This is a genomic window from Pseudomonas sp. VD-NE ins (genome assembly GCF_031882575.1).
Classification (GTDB): Bacteria; Pseudomonadota; Gammaproteobacteria; order Pseudomonadales; family Pseudomonadaceae; genus Aquipseudomonas; species Aquipseudomonas fluorescens_BZ.
In genome coordinates this window covers 929343-948004 of the sequence record NZ_CP134772.1, presented here as the reverse complement: position 1 = coordinate 948004, position 18662 = coordinate 929343, and the positions used below count along the sequence as shown (strand labels likewise).

Genomic DNA, 18662 nt, shown 5'->3' with positions numbered 1-18662 from the left:
TTACACAGGCCGGTTCCGGTCATTCTGACCGAATCAAACGACGTGGCGCGATGCGCCCGTCTTCGCTCACTTCACCGATACCGATGAAGCGACCATTGTGATCCTGTACCCGTACCATGCCGAACTTCGGAGCATCCGGGGCACGTACCGGCTGGCCGTTGAGCCAGTAGAACGCGCTCGCTTCCGAAAAATGCAGCAACGGCCAATCCAGCAGGCCGCTGTCCGATGGCATCAGGAAGCGATCAACCGCTTCGTTGCCGCCTTCGGCATGTACTGCTTCAAGCTCTTCGAGGGTAACCGTCTGCGCCAGGGTGAAAGGCCCGGCCTGGGTACGGCGCAGTTCCGCGACGTACGCACCACAACCGAGTTGCTCACCAATATCCTCCACCAGGGTGCGGATATAGGTGCCTTTGCTGCAATCCACCGCAAGGCGCGCAGTATCGCCTTCGAAGGCCAGTAATTCCAAGCGCGCAATAGTAACAGAACGCGGTTCGCGCTCCACTACTTCGCCTGCACGAGCCAGCTTGTACAGCGGTTGGCCATCACGCTTGAGCGCCGAGTACATCGGCGGTATCTGACTGATTTGCCCGCGAAATTTCGGCAATGCCGCTTCGACATCGGCGCGACCAACGGTCACCGGGCGTTCCTGCAAAACCTCACCCTCGGCATCCGCCGTGGTGGTGGTCTTGCCCAGTTGCGCCAGGGTTTCATAACCCTTGTCGGAATCGAGCAGGTATTGCGAGAACTTGGTAGCCTCACCGAAGCACAGCGGCAAGACGCCGGTGGCCAGCGGGTCAAGACTGCCAGTGTGACCGGCCTTCTCGGCATTCAGCAGCCAGCGAACCTTCTGCAACGCGGCGTTGGAGGTGAACCCCAACGGCTTGTCGAGCAGGATGATGCCGCTTACGTTACGACGGATACGTTTGACCTGAGCCACCGAGTTACTCCTTGGTGTCTTCAGGTTCAGCAGCGACCGGATGCTGATTGTCTTCAGCCACCGCACGCTCGATCAGCGCCGACAGGTGCGCGCCACGCACGACGGACTCGTCGTAGTGGAAGTGCAGTTGCGGCACGCTGCGCAGCTTCATTTCACGGGCCAGTTGCATACGCAGGAAACCTGCGGCGGCGTTGAGCACCTTGATGCTTTGTGCGATGTCTTCAGCGTTGTCCTGGCCCATCACGGTGATGAAAATCTTTGCGTGACCGACGTCACGGCTGACTTCCACAGCGGTAATGGTGACCAGACCCACACGTGGGTCTTTGACTTCGCGACGGATCAGTTGGGCCAGCTCGCGCTGCATCTGATCGCCGATACGTTGGGTACGGCTGTATTCTTTTGCCATGATTTGTTACCTGTTACTGCCCAGCGGTGAAACCCGCAAGGTCTGAAAGCGGCAAACGCCCGGCCTGACAAAAGCCAGACCGGGCGTTGCGTTTAGAGTCCGGGTGATGCGCCGCACTGTTGAGTACGGCCGGCCATCACGGCTCCTGAAGTGCGCGAGTTAGAGGCTGCGAGCAACCTGAACCTTCTCGAAGACTTCGATCTTGTCGCCGACTTTGACGTCGTTGTAGCTCTTCACGCCGATACCGCATTCCATGCCGGCACGTACTTCGGAAGCGTCATCCTTGAAGCGGCGCAGGGATTCCAGCTCGCCTTCGAAGATAACGATGTCTTCACGCAGTACACGGATCGGACGGTTACGGTGCACAACACCTTCGATCACCATGCAGCCTGCGATCGCGCCAAACTTCGGCGAACGGAACACGTCACGCACTTCGGCCACACCCAGGATGTTCTCGCGAACATCGCTGCCGAGCATGCCGGTCAGGGCTTTCTTGACGTCTTCGATGATGTCGTAGATCACGTTGTAGTAACGCATATCCAGACCTTCCTGCTCGACGATCTTCCGTGCGCCAGCATCGGCACGCACGTTGAAGCCGAACAGTACAGCGTTGGAAGCCAGTGCCAGGTTAGCGTCGGACTCGGTGATACCACCAACGCCGCCGCCCACTACGCGCACTTGTACTTCGTCGTTGCCCAGGCCATTCAAGGCACCGTTCAACGCTTCCAGCGAACCACGGACGTCGGATTTGAGGACGATGTTGAGCGTCTTCTTTTCGGCCTGACCCATGTTTTCGAAGATGTTTTCCAGCTTGCCGGCGTGAGCGCGAGCCAGTTTGACTTCGCGGAACTTGCCTTGACGGAACAGAGCCACTTCACGGGCTTTCTTCTCGTCAGCAACCACGCTCATCTCGTCGCCAGCGTCCGGGGTACCGTCCAGGCCGAGGATCTCGACAGGGATGGATGGACCGGCTTCCTTGATTGGCTTGCCATTCTCGTCGAGCATGGCACGCACACGGCCATAGTTCGAACCGACCAGGACCATGTCGCCTTGGCGCAGGGTACCGTCTTGAACCAGAACGGTTGCCACCGGGCCACGACCTTTGTCGAGACGCGATTCAACCACAACACCACGACCAGGAGCCGATGGAGTTGCTTTCAGTTCGAGAACTTCGGCTTGCAGCAGAACGGCTTCAAGCAACTCGTCCACGCCAGTACCGACTTTCGCCGAAACCGGAACGAACGGCGTATCACCGCCCCACTCTTCGGAAGTCACGCCGTGAACCGACAGTTCGCTACGGATGCGATCGAGATCGGCGCCCGGCTTGTCGATTTTGTTCACCGCTACAACCAGTGGAACGCCAGCCGCTACTGCGTGCTGAACAGCTTCAATGGTCTGCGGCATCACGCCGTCGTCCGCTGCAACCACCAGGATCACGATGTCGGTCGCCTTGGCACCACGAGCACGCATTGCAGTAAACGCGGCGTGACCCGGGGTATCGAGGAAAGTGACCATGCCGCGTTCGGTTTCAACGTGGTATGCACCGATGTGCTGGGTGATACCGCCGGCTTCGCCAGCAGCTACCTTGGCACGACGGATGTAGTCGAGCAGGGACGTTTTACCGTGGTCAACGTGGCCCATTACGGTCACGACTGGTGCACGGGAGAACGACTCACCTTCAAACTTCAGGGACTCGGCCAGGGAATCTTCCAGAGCGGTGTCGCTGACCAGGGTCACTTTGTGGCCCAGTTCTTCGGCTACCAGTTGAGCAGTTTCCTGATCAAGCACCTGGTTGATGGTCGCTGGAGTACCCAGTTTGAACATGAACTTGATGATTTCAGCAGCCTTGACCGACATCTGATTGGCGAGATCGCCAACAGTGATGGTCTCGCCGATCTGCACATCACGCACGACAGGGCCGGTTGGGCTCTGGAAACCGTGGGCGTTGCGCTTCTTCAGCTTGGCCTTGCCGCGACCACCACGACGGAAGCCATCGCTTTCTTCGTCGGTAGTGCGTGGCGCCACACGTGGAGCCGGCGCTTTTTCTTTGACCGATGCGCGATGCGGAGCGTTTTTGCGCTCGCCATCACCACCACCGCTGCGACGATTGTTGTCGTCGGCACGTGGCTTGTCCGGACGGCGCTGTTCGTTCTGCTTGTTGCGAACGTCAGCAGATGGAGCTGGAGCAGCGGCAGCCACCGGCGCGCTTTCGCGAACAGGTTCGGCAGCTGCAGCCGGCGCCGCAACGGCGTCGCTGGTAGCGGTCTGCGCAGCAGCAGGCTGATTACGCGCTTCTACTTCGGCGCGTTGCTTGGCTTCTTCTTCAGCCTTCTGACGGGCAGCATTTTCTACTGCGCGACGCTCATCCAGTTCACGCTTGCGTTCGGCTTCGATTTCTTCCGGGCTACGCTGTACGAAAACTTTCTTTTTGCGAACTTCTACGCTGATGCTCTTGCTACCAGCCACACGCAGGGTGCTGGTGGTTTTACGCTGCAGCGTGATCTTGCGTGGTTCTTCCACTTTCGCCTTGTGGCTGCTTTTCAAGTGAGTCAGCAGGGACTGCTTCTCACTGTCAGTCACATTTTCTTCGGCGGCGGTGTGCGGCAGACCTGCCTCACGCATCTGCTGCAACAGGCGCTCTACCGGTGTTTTGACCTCATCGGCCAGTTGTTTCACCGTGACTTGCGTCATGCACTTCTCTCCTCAGGCCGCGCCTAATTACTCGAACCAGTGGGCTCGGGCGGCCATGATCAACTTGCCGGCACGATCATCGTCAATGCCGTCGATGTCGAGCAGGTCGTCAATAGACTGCTCGGCCAGGTCTTCGCGGGTAATTACGCCGCGCACCGCCAGTTCCATCGCCAAATCCTTGTCCATACCCTCAAGCGAGAGCAGGTCTTCGGCCGGATGGGCGTCTGCCAGCTTTTCCTCAGTAGCGATGGCTTTGGTCAACAAACGATCCTTGGCACGAGCGCGAAGCTCGTTGACGATATCTTCGTCAAAGCCGTCGATGTTGAGCATTTCTTCCAACGGTACGTAGGCAATCTCTTCCAGGCTGGTGAAGCCTTCATCTACCAGCACCTGCGCCAGTTCTTCGTCGACTTCCAGCTCGTCGATGAAGTTGCGCAGGATGTCGCCGGTTTCTGCTTGCTGCTTAGCCTGGATGTCCGATTCGGTCATCACGTTCAGGGTCCAGCCAGTCAACTGGCTCGCCAGACGCACGTTCTGACCACCACGACCGATGGCCTGAGCCAGATTGTCTGCGCCAACGGCGATGTCCATTGCGTGGGCATCTTCGTCAACGATAATTGCCGCAACCTCAGCCGGGGACATGGCGTTGATCACGAACTGAGCCGGGTTGTCATCCCACAGGACGATATCAACACGCTCACCGCCCAACTCGCCCGACACTGCCTGGACGCGCGAACCGCGCATACCAATGCAAGCGCCCTGTGGGTCGATGCGTTTGTCCTTGGAGCGGACGGCGATCTTGGCGCGCGAACCCGGATCACGGGACGCTGCCATTACTTCGATCAGGCCTTCGGCAATTTCCGGCACTTCGATGCGGAACAGCTCGATCAGCATTTCCGGCGCGGTACGCGACAGGATCAGCTGCGGGCCGCGGTTCTCGGTGCGGATTTCCTTGAGCAGCGCACGCAGGCGCACGCCGACACGGAAAGTTTCGCGAGAAATGATGTCTTCACGGGCCAGCAACGCTTCTGCGTTGTTACCCAGATCGACGATCACGTTGTCGCGGGTGACTTTTTTCACGGTGCCGGAGATGATTTCTCCCAGGCGCTCGCGATAGGCGTCAACCACTTGAGCGCGCTCGGCTTCGCGGACTTTCTGCACGATGACTTGCTTGGCAGTCTGTGCAGCAATGCGGCCGAACTCGATGGATTCGATCTTTTCTTCAACGACGTCGCCAACCTTGGCACCAGGATGCGTTTCGGCAACCTTGGTTGGCCAGGTTTCGATGGCCGGATCGTCGAGATCATTCTCTTCGACGACCGTCCAGCGACGGAAAGTTTCGTATGCCCCGGTGTGGCGGTTAATTTCCACACGCAGGTCAACTTCGTCTTCAAAACGCTTTTTGGTAGCAGTGGCCAAAGCCAGCTCCAGCGCTTCAAAAATTACGCTTGCCGGTACGCCCTTTTCATTGGATACCGACTCAACAACCAGCAGTACTTCTTTGCTCATCGTACGCCTCGCCTTTCGCAAGCCATTGGATCCGCGGGATCCGCGTCTCAGTCAAAACTGGGAATAATGTTGGCCTTGTCGATCATATCGATCGGCAACAGGAACTCATGGTCATCTACCTGAACCACGACATCCTGTTCTTCTACACCGCGCAGAAGGCCCTGAAAGTTGCGTCGCCCTTCGAAAGGCGAGCGCAGCTTGATCTTCACTTGTTCACCGGCAAACTTTGCAAACTGCTCAAGAGTGAACAGTGGGCGCTCCATGCCAGGCGAGGAAACTTCGAGGGTGTATTCAACGGAAATTGGATCTTCAACATCCAGTACACCGCTGATCTGACGGCTGACAATGGCGCAATCGTCCACCAGCACGCCGCCCTCTTTATCGATATAAACGCGCAACATCGAGTGGCGACCCTGAGCCGAAAACTCGATACCCCAGCATTCATAGCCCAGGGCCACGACCACCGGGGCCAGCAAGGCCTGCAACTCTTCTAGCTTGCTCGACACCTGAACCCCCTAGTGCATGATATGTGCATGCTTTGCAAAATAAAAAAATGGGCATAACGCCCATCCTTGAAACGCCGTCGAACAGCGGCGTTGAAAGTGTCCAGCTAACAAAAAGCCCCTTAAAAGGGGCTCCTTAAACTGGTTGCGGGGGCCGGATTTGAACCGACGACCTTCGGGTTATGAGCCCGACGAGCTACCAGACTGCTCCACCCCGCGACAAAGCTGGGGCGGAAGTATACGACCGATCCCTTATAGGGTCAATGTAACCTTCCACCTGCAAGAAAGCCCGCAACAGCGGGCTCTCCTGACTAATTGGTACCGAGAAGGGGACTCGAACCCCTACACCCTATGGGCACAACCACCTCAAGGTTGCGTGTCTACCAATTCCACCACCTCGGCAAAACTACATTTGAAACCCTTCTTACTTCTGCTCTTGAGCTGGAGGTACGTCAGTCGCTGGAGTAGCCGACTTTTGCTCTTGAAGCACCGGGACATCATCAGAAGCCGGTTGTTGCTGCTTAGGTACTTCCAACACTGCTGGGTTTGGGAGACCTACCTGAGTCAGCTGATGAGCCTTCTCTTTAGCAAAGTAACCTAACCCCAAGCTGGTTATGAAGAAACCGGCGGCAAGTATAGCAGTAAACTTACTAAGAAAGGTAGAGGAACCTTGGCTTCCGAACACAGTATTTGAAGCACCTGCTCCGAAAGACGCGCCAGCGTCCGCACCCTTACCCTGCTGCAGCAAAACCAGAGCAACTACGCCCAATGCACCCAGCAGATGAAAAACGACTACGACTGTTTCCAGCATTTTTTCAGTTTCCCGCGGCGCGACAGATCGCACCGAACTCATCTGCATTCAGGGAAGCTCCACCAATGAGCCCCCCATCGATATCCGGCATGCCGAACAGTTCGACCGCATTGGCCGCCTTCACGCTGCCGCCGTATAGAAGCCGCACACCTCGTGCGACTTCAGAATTCTCTGCCGCCAACTGCTCGCGAATGGCCTTATGCACATCCTGAGCCTGTTGCGGCGTTGCAGTCAGTCCGGTACCAATGGCCCAGACAGGCTCGTAAGCAATGACCGCCTTGGCAAAAGCACCTACACCCAGCTCCTCGATGATGCTGCCCAGCTGACGCCCGACAACCTCAAGAGTTTTCCCGGCTTCGCGCTGCTCAAGGGTTTCCCCTATACACAGCACCGGAATCAAGCCGCATGCCTGTGCCGCTGCGAACTTGCGATTCAGCATCCCGTCTCGCTCGCCCATTATCTGGCGGCGTTCGGAGTGCCCGACAAGCACCAGGGAACAACCTGCATCCACTAACTGACTCGGAGCAATTTCACCGGTCAATGCACCTTGCATGGATTCCACCGCAGAATTCTGCGCGCCGACCGAAATCGACTTGCCTTTCAAGCCATCAATCACTTGATTGATATACAAGCAAGGCGGGAATACCGCGACATCAACACCGCTTGGCAAGGCCAGATGACGAAGGCCGTTGATCAGCTCAGCGACGCTGGCGCGGGTACCGTGCATCTTCCAGTTACCAGCTACCATAGGGCGACGCATGCTGTACCTCGTCGGTCAAAGTGGGCGCAGATGTTACCCAACACAATCATGGCTTGCAAGCCGAATCAGGCAGAAACTTCAGTTACCAGTTTTGCCAGCTCTTCGGCATAGTTACGAACCTGAGTCTCATCCTCGCCTTCGACCATTACGCGCACCAGAGGCTCTGTCCCGGACTTGCGCAAAAGCACGCGACCGCGCCCCGCCATTGCCTGGGTAACACGCGCACTGGCTTCCTTGACAGCCGGGTGTTCCAACGGACTTTCGCCACCACCGAAACGCACATTGATTAATACCTGAGGGCACTTGCGCAATGCCTGACGCGTTTGCGCCAAGCCCTCATTACGGGTCTTCAGCGCCATCAATACCTGCAAGGCCGCGATGATCGCATCACCGGTCGTGGTGTGATTGAAGCAAACGATATGCCCCGAATTTTCGCCGCCGACCAGCCAGTTGCGCTCAAGCAACTCGGCAATCACGTAACGGTCGCCGACATTGGCACGAATAAATGGAATCGAAAGCTCTGCAAGCGCGAGCTCCAGCCCCAGATTACTCATCAAGGTGCCAACCACGCCGCCCTGCAATTTGCCACGCTCGTGCAGGTCACGGGCGATGATGAACAACAATTCGTCGCCATCAACGATGGCGCCAGTGTGGTCAACCATCAAAACCCTATCGCCATCACCATCGAAAGCAATACCCAGGTCGGCGTGCTCAGCGAGTACCGCAGCCTGCAACTGCCCCATATGGGTCGAGCCGCAGTTTTCATTGATATTCAGGCCGTTTGGCTGAGCTGACAGCACAACGACTTCTGCACCCAACTCGCGGAAGACGCTCGGAGCCACCTTATAGGTCGCACCATGCGCACAGTCGATAACGATCTTGAGGCCGGAAAAACTGGTGCCAGTTGGCACGCTGCTCTTGCAGAACTCAATGTAGCGACCCGACGCATCGTTGATTCGCGAGACTTTGCCGATCTTGCTCGATTCGACCACAGTCATCGGGGTGTCGAGCAGCTCTTCGATCATCAGCTCCAGTTCATCCGGCAGCTTGGTGCCTTTACCGGAGAAGAATTTGATGCCGTTGTCATCATGCGGATTGTGCGAAGCACTGATCACGATACCGGCCTCAGCCTGGAACGTGCGCGACAGATAGGCGATGGCCGGTGTCGGCATAGGGCCCAACAGCATCACATCGGCACCCGCCGAAGTCAGGCCGGCTTCAAGCGCCGACTCGAACATATAGCCGGAAATTCGCGTGTCCTTGCCGACCAGCACCTTGCAGGCGCCCATCTTGCGAAAAGCCATACCAGCAGCCCAGCCGAGCTTGAGCATGAAGTCAGGAGTAATCGGGTATTCACCGACTCGACCACGAATGCCGTCAGTACCAAAGTATTTCTTGCTCATAAGTGCTCCATCATTCTTATTCGGCTGATTCCACGGCCGCAATCATGCGCACCACGTCTACCGTTTCCGCTACATCATGGACGCGCAATATACGCGCCCCCTTCACCGATGCCAGCGCCGCCAGTGCCAGACCACCATGCAGCCGCTCACCGACAGGACGATTCAAAGCCTGCCCGATCATGCTCTTTCGAGAAACACCGACAAGCAATGGCCTGCCTAACGCATGCAGGGCCTCCATGTGCTTGAACAAGCTTAGATTGTGCTGCAGGGTTTTGGCGAAACCGAAACCCGGGTCGAGAATAATGCGCTCTGCAGGAATACCTGCTGCCGCACATTGCGCCATACGCTCAGCGAGAAAGTCGCCCACCTCACGCGTGACATCCTGATACTGCGGATTGTCCTGCATATCTCCGGGCTCGCCGAGCATATGCATGAGGCACACCGGCAAACCGGTAGCCGCCGCCGCATCCAGTGCGCCGTCGCGTTGCAGCGAGCGCACATCATTGATCAATCCGGCACCCAATCGTGCGGTTTCGCGCATAACGGCTGGCGTAGAAGTATCCACCGAAATGATCACATCCAACTCGCGATTGATCAGCTCGACGATCGGCGCCACACGCTCAAGCTCTTCGAGCGGTGACACTGCGCGCGCGCCTGGGCGAGTGGACTCGCCACCGACATCAATCAGCGTCGCACCCGCTGCAACCATAGCCTCGGCGTGGCGCAAAGCCGCATCGAGCTGGCTGTATTGGCCGCCGTCGGAGAAAGAATCAGGGGTGACATTGAGAATACCCATGACATGCGTCTGGGCCAAATCAAGAACCCGGTTGCCGCAAGGCAACCGGGTCAGGGACTGTACAGAAGTCATTTCAAACCTTAAACGTCAGCAGCCGGGCCGCCAATCGGTGTTTCCGGACGCTCGTCACGAACCACTGGAGGTGGCGGCGTACCAGTGCCACCCGACCAGTCACGTGGCTCGCGAGGTGTACGACCCGCCATGATGTCGTCGATCTGTTCAGCATCGATCGTTTCGTACTTCATCAGCGCATCAGCCATGGCATCGAGCTTGTCACGGTTGTCCGTGAGAATCTGCTTGGCCGTGCCGTAGCACTGATCAATGATGCTGCGCACTTCGGAGTCGATCAGCCTGGCTGTCTCACCGGAGAAGCTGGCAGCCTGACCACCACCGCCGCGACCGAGGAACACTTCACCCTCTTCTTCGGCGTACATCAACGGACCGAGTTTTTCCGACAGCCCCCACTTGGTCACCATGTTCCGCGCAATCTGACTCGCACGCATGATGTCGTTGGAAGCACCGGTGGTTACACCGTCGAAGCCCAAAGTCATTTCTTCAGCGATACGACCGCCGTACAGCGAGCAGATCTGACTGATCAGCGCACGCTTGGACAGACTGTAACGATCTTCTTCCGGCAGGAACATTGTCACACCCAGCGCACGACCGCGCGGGATGATCGACACCTTGTACACCGGATCGTGCTCAGGTACGACGCGACCAACGATGGCGTGGCCAGCTTCGTGATAAGCGGTGTTCTGCTTCTCTTTCTCGGACATGACCATCGATTTGCGCTCGGCGCCCATCATGATCTTGTCTTTGGCCAGTTCGAACTCTTTCATTTCAACGATGCGTTTGCCGCTGCGTGCAGCGAACAGCGAAGCTTCGTTGACCAGGTTAGCCAGGTCAGCCCCCGAGAAACCCGGAGTACCACGTGCGATAACGGCCGGAGCAACGTCGTCACCCATTGGCACTTTACGCATGTGAACCTTGAGGATCTGCTCGCGACCACGGATATCCGGCAGCCCCACCACAACCTGACGGTCGAAACGGCCCGGACGCAGCAGCGCAGGGTCGAGTACGTCAGGACGGTTGGTTGCAGCGATAACAATGATGCCGTCATTCATCTCGAAGCCGTCCATCTCAACCAGCAACTGGTTGAGAGTCTGCTCACGCTCGTCGTGACCGCCACCCATGCCAGCGCCACGATGGCGACCGACGGCGTCGATTTCATCGATAAAGATGATGCAAGGCGCGTGTTTCTTCGCCTGCTCGAACATGTCACGTACACGGCTGGCACCGACACCGACGAACATTTCGACGAAATCTGAACCGGAGATGGTGAAGAACGGAACCTTGGCTTCACCGGCAATCGCCTTGGCCAGCAAGGTTTTACCGGTACCCGGAGGACCGACCATCAGCACACCGCGAGGAATACGGCCGCCCAGGCGCTGGAACTTGCCCGGATCACGGAGGAATTCAACCAGCTCGCCGACTTCTTCCTTGGCTTCGTCGCAACCGGCGACGTCAGCCAATGTGGTTTTTACCTGGTCTTCGGAGAGCAGGCGCGCCTTGCTCTTGCCGAAGCTCATCGGTCCGCCCTTGCCGCCAGCACCGCCCTGCATCTGGCGCATGAAGAACATGAACACCGCGATGATCACCAGGATCGGGAAGCTGGCCACCAGAAGCTGGGTCCAGATGCTTTGCTGTTCAGGCTGCTTGCCTTCAACCACAACGTGGTTGTCGACCAGATCGCCGATCAGGCCATTGTCCTGGATTGCCGGACGAATGGTCTTGAAGCTATCGCCATCATTGCGCTTGCCGGTAATCACATAACCATCAACGGCTACGCGCTCGACCTTGCCATCCTTGACCTGCTGGATGAAGTCGGAATAGTTGAGGGTCTGCGGCTCGTTAGGGCTGGAGAAGTTGTTCATCACCGTCACCAGGACAGCCGCGATGATCAACCACAGGATCAGATTCTTTGCCATATCGTTCAATTAACTACCCTCTGAAGCAAGCTCCGCTACTGGCGCGCGCTTCGCATGATATTCACCGGCCTAACTTACTACATTACCTACGACTCTGGCAGGCGCCGTCTGTAACCCTTTGTGAAACACTTTCTACACAATATTCGTTAATGCTAGCCGGGCGAAATACTAAAAACCTATCACCCCGCACAAAAACCTCGTTTTACTCGCTACGCCCGCGATAACCCCAAGCCAGCATGTATTGCTCGCGGGAGCTGCCACGAGAGGAGTCCGGCTTGATCATCTGGATCTTGTCGAACTTCTTGCGAGCATCCTTCAGGTAGACATCAAACCCTTCGCCCTGAAAAATCTTGATCACGAAATTACCACCCGGCTTGAGGATTCGCTCCGCCAGATCAAGCGCCAGCTCGCAAAGGAACATGGCTTTGGGCATATCCACTTCAGGCGTACCACTCATATTGGGGGCCATATCGGAAATCACAAGGTCCACCTGCGAATTACCCACGGCCTCAAGGATCTGCGCGAGCACTGCGTCCTCGGTGAAGTCACCCTGAATGAAGGTGACGTCAGGGATGCTGTCCATTTCCAGAATGTCCGAGGCGATCAAACGCCCCTGACCGCCGATCAGACGACTGGTGACCTGCGACCAGCCACCGGGGGCTGCACCCAGGTCGACAACGCTCATGCCAGGGCGGATCAGCTTGTATTTCTCCTGGACCTCCAGAAGCTTGTAACTCGCACGCGAGCGATAGCCATCCTTTTGCGCTTGCTTCACATAGGGATCATTGACATGTCTTTTCAGCCAACCAAGGCTTGTCTTGGAACGCGCCATTGGGCACCTCGATGATTAGGGTCGTGATTAATTGGGCGGATCCACGAACCCTCGGGTAAAATGGCCGCCATTTTACAGAATCCAGACGAAAGGGTCAGATTATGCCGCTCACTCCAGAGCAGAAGAAACAGTACAAATCCATTGGCCACCACCTGAAACCGGTTTTGACAGTGGCTGACAACGGTTTGACTGAAGGTGTTTTAGCCGAACTTGAACGCGCCTTGGCGGATCATGAGCTGATCAAAATCAAGCTCAACATCCTCGATCGCGAGTCGCGCCTGGCGCATATCGCCGAACTGTGCAAGGTTGGCAAAGCGGACCTGGTACAGGTCATCGGCAAGATGGCACTGGTTTATCGCAAGAACTTCAGCGCCAACAAGCAGCTGTCGAACGTTCATCGCTTCAAGTGATGAAAAGGGTCAAGGGTGTGCTTCGCGCACCCTGCCACTCCATCCCGGCACCGGCTGCATCACCAGCACCAGCCCGGAAAAGCCCAGAACCAGATAACTGAACACCTGCCAGCGCTGCGCATCCGGCCAGCCGACACGCACTGCGACATACATCGCACACGCATACAACGCCATCAGCAGCACCTGACCGCGAAAATCTCGCCATAGACTGGCAAGGCCCTCGGCCTGTACCAGCACCAAAGCCTGAAAAATAACGCATGCGGCGGCAAAACCTACCACCAGCACTTCAAATGCACTGGCCACTTCATCGATCAGCAGTGGCGCCAAGCCGATTTGGCCCAACGCCGGCTGCAAACCGAGATGAATCAGCCATAGACCGCCGACCCAAAGCATCTGGGTCAGTTGCCAAAGCATGGCGCCCGCATGCAGCGGGCGCCCTTTTTCAGATGTGACGGACTTCGACAATCTCGTACTCGATCACGCCGCTTGGCGTTTTCACGGCGACCACATCGCCCTCTTCCTTGCCAATCAAGGCACGGGCCAAAGGCGAGCCGACGGAAATCTTGCCGAGTTTGAAGTCAGCCTCATCCTCACCCACGATGTGATAAGTGACGCTTTCGTCAGTCTCGACATTGGCGATTTCGACGGTGGTACCGAAAATCACTTTGCCGGTGTGCGCAATGGTTGTGACATCGATGATGACCTGATTCTGGATCCGGCCTTCGATGTCACGAATCCGCGCCTCGACCATGCCTTGCTGTTCGCGGGCGGCATGGTATTCAGCGTTTTCTTTCAAGTCACCCAACTCGCGGGCCGTACCGATGTCCTGGCTGAGCTTCGGACGGACGACCTTGGTCAGGTGAGCGTGTTCCTCTTCCAGGGCTTTAGCGCCCTGGACGGTCATTGGGTATTTGATCATGCCTTCAATCCTGCGTGTAGATCCTGCAAGCGACGCACGGTCTTTTCCGGACCGAACTTCAGCGCTTCACAGATAGCTTCGCCAGCAGCAATGGTGGTGGTGCAATAAATCTTGTGCTGCAAGGCATTACGACGAATGGAGTACGAATCAGCGATCGACTGACGACCTTCGGTGGTGTTGATGATCAGGGTGACTTCATCATTCTTGATCATGTCGACCACGTGCGGACGACCCTCGGTCACCTTGTTCACACGGCGCACTTTCAGGCCTGCGGCTTCGATCAGCTTGGCAGTACCGGCGGTGGCAACCACTTCGAAGCCCAAGTTGATCAGATCACGGGCCACGCCGGCAACCAATGGCTTGTCGTCGTCGCGCACGCTGATGAACGCAGTACCGCCGGTCGGCAGCACTTCGCTGGCACCCATCTGGGCTTTGGCGAATGCTTCACCGAAGGTATCGCCGACGCCCATCACTTCTCCGGTCGACTTCATCTCTGGGCCGAGAATCGGGTCAACGCCAGGGAATTTGGCGAACGGGAAAACCGCCTCTTTCACGCTGTAGAAGTTCGGGATGATTTCTTTGGTGAAGCCGATTTCTTTCAGGGTCTTACCGGCCATCACGCGGGCAGCGATCATCGCCAGGGAAACACCGATGCACTTCGACACGAACGGTACGGTACGCGAAGCACGCGGATTGACTTCGATGACGTAGATGTCTTCGCCTTGCAGCGCCAACTGCACGTTCATCAGGCCGACAACGCCCAGTTCCAGGGCCATTTTCTTGACCTGCTCGCGCATCTCGTCCTGGATGTGCGCCGGCAGCGAGTACGGCGGCAGCGAGCACGCGGAGTCACCGGAGTGAACACCAGCCTGTTCGATGTGCTGCATGATCGCGCCGATCACCACGTCTTTGCCGTCGCAGACCGCATCCACGTCCATTTCGATGGCGCAGTTGAGGAAGTGGTCGAGCAGCACCGGGCTGTCGTTGGACACTTGCACCGCATCACGCAGGTAACGCTTGAGCTCGTCTTCCTTGTAAACGATTTCCATCGCACGGCCGCCCAGTACATAGGACGGGCGCACCACCAGCGGATAACCGATTTTCGCGGCAGCACGAACAGCTTCGTCTTCACTGCGCACGGTGGCGTTTGGCGGCTGACGCAGGTTGAGGCGCTCAACCATTTGCTGGAAGCGCTCACGGTCTTCAGCACGGTCGATCGCGTCAGGGCTGGTGCCGATGATTGGCACGCCAGCAGCTTCCAGAGCACGCGCCAGTTTCAGCGGGGTCTGGCCGCCGTACTGGACGATCACGCCTTTCGGCTTCTCGACGCGACAGATTTCCAGCACGTCTTCCAGGGTTACCGGCTCGAAGTACAGACGGTCGGAAGTGTCGTAATCGGTGGAAACGGTTTCCGGGTTGCAGTTGACCATGATGGTTTCGTAGCCGTCTTCGCGCAGAGCGAGGGCAGCGTGAACGCAGCAGTAGTCGAACTCGATGCCCTGGCCGATACGGTTCGGACCGCCACCCAGAATCATGATCTTGTCGCGGCCCGACGGCGCGGCTTCACACTCTTCTTCGTACGTCGAGTACAGGTATGCGGTGTCGGTGGCGAACTCGGCGGCGCAGGTGTCAACGCGCTTGTAGACCGGGAACACTTCGAGCTTCTGACGGTGCGTACGCAGGTTTTTCTCGGTTACGCCCAACAGTTTGGCTAGACGCTGATCGGAGAAGCCTTTGCGCTTGAGCTTGAACATCAGGTCGCGGTCGATAGCGGACAGACCGAGGGTCTTGACCTTCTCTTCTTCCTTGATCAGATCTTCGATCTGCACCAGGAACCACGGGTCGATCATGTTCATGCCGAAGATGTCTTCGACCGACAGGCCGGCGCGGAAAGCGTCCGCCACGTACCAGATACGCTCGGCGCCCGGTACGGTCAGCTCACGCTTGAGCACGCTCATGCTTTCCGGGTTGCTCAGGTCGAGCTTCTCGTCCAGACCGCAAACGCCCACTTCCAGACCGCGCAGGGCTTTCTGCAGGGATTCCTGGAAGGTACGGCCGATGGCCATGACTTCACCGACCGACTTCATCTGAGTGGTCAGACGCGCGTCAGCCTTGGCGAATTTCTCGAAGGCGAAGCGTGGCAGCTTGGTCACGACATAGTCGATCGACGGCTCGAAGGACGCCGGGGTCTTGCCACCGGTGATGTCGTTCGACAGTTCGTCGAGGGTGTAACCCACAGCCAGCTTGGCCGCGACTTTGGCGATCGGGAAACCGGTGGCTTTCGAAGCCAGGGCCGAGGAACGCGATACGCGCGGGTTCATTTCGATCACGACCATGCGGCCAGTGTTCGGGCAGATACCGAATTGCACGTTGGAACCGCCAGTCTCGACGCCGATCTCACGCAGTACCGCCAGCGAGGCGTTACGCAGGATCTGGTATTCCTTATCGGTCAGGGTTTGCGCTGGAGCCACGGTGATCGAGTCACCGGTGTGCACGCCCATCGGGTCGAAGTTTTCGATCGAGCAGACGATGATGCAGTTGTCCTTTTTGTCGCGGACAACTTCCATCTCATATTCTTTCCAGCCGATCAGCGATTCGTCGATCAGCAGCTCTTTGGTCGGCGACAGGTCCAGACCACGGGCGCAGATTTCTTCGAACTCTTCACGGTTGTAAGCGATACCGCCACCGGTGCCGCCCATGGTGAAGGACGGACGGATGATGCACGGGAAGCCCAGGGTTTCGAGAACCGCGTTGGCCTCTTCCATGCTGTGGGCGATACCGGAACGCGGGCACGCCAGGCCGATGGATTTCATCGCCTTGTCGAAGCGCGAACGGTCTTCAGCCTTGTCGATGGTGTCGGCGTTGGCACCGATCATTTCTACGCCGAACTTCTCCAGAACGCCTTCGCGCTCCAGGTCCAGGGCGCAGTTCAGAGCAGTCTGGCCGCCCATGGTTGGCAGCACCGCGTCCGGACGCTCTTTTTCGATGATCTTGGCAACGGTCTGCCACTTGATCGGCTCGATGTAGGTGGCGTCGGCCATATCCGGGTCGGTCATGATGGTGGCCGGGTTGGAGTTCACCAGGATGACGCGGTAACCCTCTTCGCGAAGGGCTTTGCAGGCCTGGGCGCCGGAGTAGTCGAATTCGCAGGCCTGGCCGATAACGATCGGGCCAGCGCCGAGAATCAGGATGCTTTTAATGTCTGTACGTTTTGGCATGGGTTTGTCACTCAAATCCGCAGGTCAGTCGGCAAGCCGTCTTGATCGATTTCTGAAGTCTCGAAGGGGCCGCCGGTGTCGGGGCCGCCCTCGAGGGCTTCTCTCTACAGTCTCAAGGCGAACGCTTAGCGTCGCTTGGCCATCTCGTTGATGAAGCGGTCGAACAGTGGCGCGACGTCGTTCGGGCCCGGGCTCGCTTCAGGGTGACCCTGGAAGCTGAACGCGCTCTTGTCGGTACGCTCGATGCCTTGCAGGGTGCCGTCGAACAGCGATTTGTGGATCGCACGCACGTTGGCTGGCAGGGTTTCTTCGTCTACCGCGAAACCGTGGTTCTGGCTGGTGATCATCACAACGCCAGTGTCCAGATCCTGCACCGGGTGGTTGGCACCGTGGTGGCCGTGGCCCATTTTCAGGGTTTTGGCGCCGGAGGCCAGTGCCAGCAGTTGGTGACCGAGGCAGATGCCGAATACCGGAATTTCAGTTTCCAGGACTTCCTTGATCGCCTTGATCGCGTAGTCGCATGGCTCCGGGTCACCAGGGCCGTTGGACAGGAACACGCCGTCCGGCTTCAGTGCCAGTACGTCGGCCGCTGGAGTCTGAGCCGGCACCACGGTGACGCGGCAACCGCGCTCGACCAGCATGCGCAGGATGTTGACCTTGACGCCGTAGTCGTAGGCAACCACATGGTAAGGCAGCTCGGAGGCATCGATGGTCGCGTGGCTGTCGGTCTTCAGATCCCAGACAGTCGAGCGCCATTCGTATTGAGTCTTGGTGCTGACGACTTTCGCCAGATCCATGCCCTTCAGGCCCGGAAAGCCTTGCGCCGCGGCGATTGCCGCTTCTTCGGAAATGTTGTCGCCGGCCATGATGCAGCCGTTTTGTGCGCCTTTTTCACGCAGGATGCGGGTCAGGCGGCGGGTGTCGATACCGGCGATGGCCACAACGTTGTTGGCTTTCAGGTAATCGGACAGGGACATCGTGTTACGCCAGTTGCTCGCTACCAGCGGCAGGTCACGGATAACCAGGCCAGCGGACCAGACGCGATCGGACTCGGCATCTTCCGGCGTGGTGCCGGTGTTGCCGATGTGCGGGTAGGTCAGGGTAACGATCTGTTGGGCGTAGGAAGGATCGGTAAGGATTTCCTGATAGCCGGTCATTGCGGTGTTGAACACCACCTCACCAACGGTTTGACCGTCGGCACCAATGGCTTCGCCGCGAAAAATGCTGCCATCAGCAAGGGCAAGTATGGCTGGCTTAGTCAAGAAGACCTCCCGTAAATAACGCATGAAAGGGCGATCGCAGGTTGTAAAAAAGCGGAGTGACGTATGGACACGTCACCCCGCTTCTTCACTGAATTATTCTGCGCGCTTTTAGTGGACACACTAAAGCTGTAGCTTACAGAAAAAGGCTTTTTTGGTCCACCGCTAAAGAGCCTAAAAGGCCGGAGAATGCGACAGGTCGTCGCCGAGCGGAGAAAAA

At 57.6% G+C, this 18662-nt stretch carries 16 protein-coding genes and 2 tRNA genes; 1 reads left to right on the top strand and 17 read right to left on the bottom strand.

Annotation, left to right across the window (positions count from 1 at the left end):
- Window positions 1-19: 19 nt before the first annotated feature.
- From truB to rlmE, 13 genes are all read right to left on the bottom strand, one after another.
- Window positions 20-937: a tRNA pseudouridine(55) synthase TruB gene (truB, locus tag RMV17_RS03990; RefSeq protein WP_034154423.1), complete on the bottom strand. Its 918-nt coding sequence runs from the start codon at window positions 935-937 to the stop codon at window positions 20-22.
- A 4-nt stretch (window positions 938-941) separates the two neighbouring features.
- Entirely contained in the window at window positions 942-1343 is a 402-nt protein-coding gene (gene rbfA, locus RMV17_RS03985) for a 30S ribosome-binding factor RbfA (RefSeq protein WP_007915259.1), read from the bottom strand.
- Window positions 1344-1502: 159 nt separating this feature from the next.
- Window positions 1503-4034 (bottom strand): translation initiation factor IF-2, encoded by a 2532-nt coding sequence (gene infB / locus RMV17_RS03980; RefSeq protein WP_034154422.1) that lies wholly within the window; start codon window positions 4032-4034, stop codon window positions 1503-1505.
- Between the two features lie 27 nt (window positions 4035-4061).
- Complete coding sequence (nusA, locus tag RMV17_RS03975) at window positions 4062-5543, bottom strand: transcription termination factor NusA (RefSeq protein WP_034154421.1); 1482 nt, start codon at window positions 5541-5543, stop codon at window positions 4062-4064.
- Window positions 5544-5590: 47 nt separating this feature from the next.
- Window positions 5591-6049, bottom strand: a complete 459-nt coding sequence (gene rimP / locus RMV17_RS03970) for a ribosome maturation factor RimP (RefSeq protein ID WP_007915250.1) — start codon at window positions 6047-6049, stop codon at window positions 5591-5593.
- A 139-nt stretch (window positions 6050-6188) separates the two neighbouring features.
- Window positions 6189-6265, bottom strand: a tRNA-Met gene (locus RMV17_RS03965).
- Window positions 6266-6362: 97 nt separating this feature from the next.
- Window positions 6363-6448, bottom strand: a tRNA-Leu gene (locus RMV17_RS03960).
- A gap of 22 nt (window positions 6449-6470) precedes the next feature.
- Complete coding sequence (gene secG / locus RMV17_RS03955) at window positions 6471-6857, bottom strand: preprotein translocase subunit SecG (RefSeq protein ID WP_090175639.1); 387 nt, start codon at window positions 6855-6857, stop codon at window positions 6471-6473.
- A 4-nt stretch (window positions 6858-6861) separates the two neighbouring features.
- The gene (gene tpiA, locus RMV17_RS03950) at window positions 6862-7617 is read right to left on the bottom strand and encodes a triose-phosphate isomerase (protein ID WP_016986498.1); all 756 of its coding nucleotides are present in this window, start codon (window positions 7615-7617) and stop codon (window positions 6862-6864) included.
- A gap of 65 nt (window positions 7618-7682) precedes the next feature.
- On the bottom strand, window positions 7683-9020 hold the full coding sequence (glmM, locus tag RMV17_RS03945) for a phosphoglucosamine mutase (RefSeq protein WP_122598522.1): 1338 nt from the start codon (window positions 9018-9020) through the stop codon (window positions 7683-7685).
- Window positions 9021-9036: 16 nt separating this feature from the next.
- Window positions 9037-9888, bottom strand: coding sequence for a dihydropteroate synthase (gene folP, locus RMV17_RS03940; protein ID WP_108226512.1), 852 nt, complete (start codon window positions 9886-9888; stop codon window positions 9037-9039).
- A gap of 8 nt (window positions 9889-9896) precedes the next feature.
- The gene (ftsH, locus tag RMV17_RS03935; protein WP_311885805.1) at window positions 9897-11804 is read right to left on the bottom strand and encodes an ATP-dependent zinc metalloprotease FtsH; all 1908 of its coding nucleotides are present in this window, start codon (window positions 11802-11804) and stop codon (window positions 9897-9899) included.
- Between the two features lie 202 nt (window positions 11805-12006).
- Window positions 12007-12636 carry a 23S rRNA (uridine(2552)-2'-O)-methyltransferase RlmE gene (gene rlmE / locus RMV17_RS03930; protein ID WP_008088328.1) on the bottom strand — a complete coding sequence of 210 codons (630 nt, stop codon included), beginning with the start codon at window positions 12634-12636 and terminating at the stop codon, window positions 12007-12009.
- 101 nt (window positions 12637-12737) lie between these two features.
- Between rlmE and RMV17_RS03925 the strand changes: the two genes are divergently transcribed.
- Window positions 12738-13046, top strand: coding sequence for a YhbY family RNA-binding protein (locus RMV17_RS03925; protein WP_016771761.1), 309 nt, complete (start codon window positions 12738-12740; stop codon window positions 13044-13046).
- A 9-nt stretch (window positions 13047-13055) separates the two neighbouring features.
- Here the strand turns inward: RMV17_RS03925 and RMV17_RS03920 are convergent, their stop codons facing one another.
- From RMV17_RS03920 to carA, 4 genes are all read right to left on the bottom strand, one after another.
- Window positions 13056-13460, bottom strand: coding sequence for a hypothetical protein (locus RMV17_RS03920; RefSeq protein ID WP_034154418.1), 405 nt, complete (start codon window positions 13458-13460; stop codon window positions 13056-13058).
- 28 nt (window positions 13461-13488) lie between these two features.
- Entirely contained in the window at window positions 13489-13965 is a 477-nt protein-coding gene (gene greA, locus RMV17_RS03915) for a transcription elongation factor GreA (RefSeq protein WP_034154417.1), read from the bottom strand.
- Entirely contained in the window at window positions 13962-17183 is a 3222-nt protein-coding gene (gene carB, locus RMV17_RS03910; RefSeq protein WP_007915231.1) for a carbamoyl-phosphate synthase large subunit, read from the bottom strand. The genes greA and carB overlap by 4 nt, the downstream gene beginning before the upstream one ends.
- 125 nt (window positions 17184-17308) lie before the next feature.
- Complete coding sequence (gene carA, locus RMV17_RS03905) at window positions 17309-18445, bottom strand: glutamine-hydrolyzing carbamoyl-phosphate synthase small subunit (RefSeq protein WP_007915228.1); 1137 nt, start codon at window positions 18443-18445, stop codon at window positions 17309-17311.
- Between the last annotated feature and the right edge of the window lie 217 nt (window positions 18446-18662).

Coding starts and splice junctions, on each gene's coding strand:
- rlmE (WP_008088328.1), bottom strand. CDS start 12,636: ATGGCGCGTTCCAAGACAAGCCTTGGTTGGCTGAAAAGACATGTCAAT.
- nusA (WP_034154421.1), bottom strand. CDS start 5,543: ATGAGCAAAGAAGTACTGCTGGTTGTTGAGTCGGTATCCAATGAAAAG.
- RMV17_RS03920 (WP_034154418.1), bottom strand. CDS start 13,460: ATGCTTTGGCAACTGACCCAGATGCTTTGGGTCGGCGGTCTATGGCTG.
- glmM (WP_122598522.1), bottom strand. CDS start 9,020: ATGAGCAAGAAATACTTTGGTACTGACGGCATTCGTGGTCGAGTCGGT.
- secG (WP_090175639.1), bottom strand. CDS start 6,857: ATGCTGGAAACAGTCGTAGTCGTTTTTCATCTGCTGGGTGCATTGGGC.
- tpiA (WP_016986498.1), bottom strand. CDS start 7,617: ATGCGTCGCCCTATGGTAGCTGGTAACTGGAAGATGCACGGTACCCGC.
- infB (WP_034154422.1), bottom strand. CDS start 4,034: ATGACGCAAGTCACGGTGAAACAACTGGCCGATGAGGTCAAAACACCG.
- ftsH (WP_311885805.1), bottom strand. CDS start 11,804: ATGGCAAAGAATCTGATCCTGTGGTTGATCATCGCGGCTGTCCTGGTG.
- folP (WP_108226512.1), bottom strand. CDS start 9,888: ATGACTTCTGTACAGTCCCTGACCCGGTTGCCTTGCGGCAACCGGGTT.
- greA (WP_034154417.1), bottom strand. CDS start 13,965: ATGATCAAATACCCAATGACCGTCCAGGGCGCTAAAGCCCTGGAAGAG.
- carB (WP_007915231.1), bottom strand. CDS start 17,183: ATGCCAAAACGTACAGACATTAAAAGCATCCTGATTCTCGGCGCTGGC.
- RMV17_RS03925 (WP_016771761.1), top strand. CDS start 12,738: ATGCCGCTCACTCCAGAGCAGAAGAAACAGTACAAATCCATTGGCCAC.
- rbfA (WP_007915259.1), bottom strand. CDS start 1,343: ATGGCAAAAGAATACAGCCGTACCCAACGTATCGGCGATCAGATGCAG.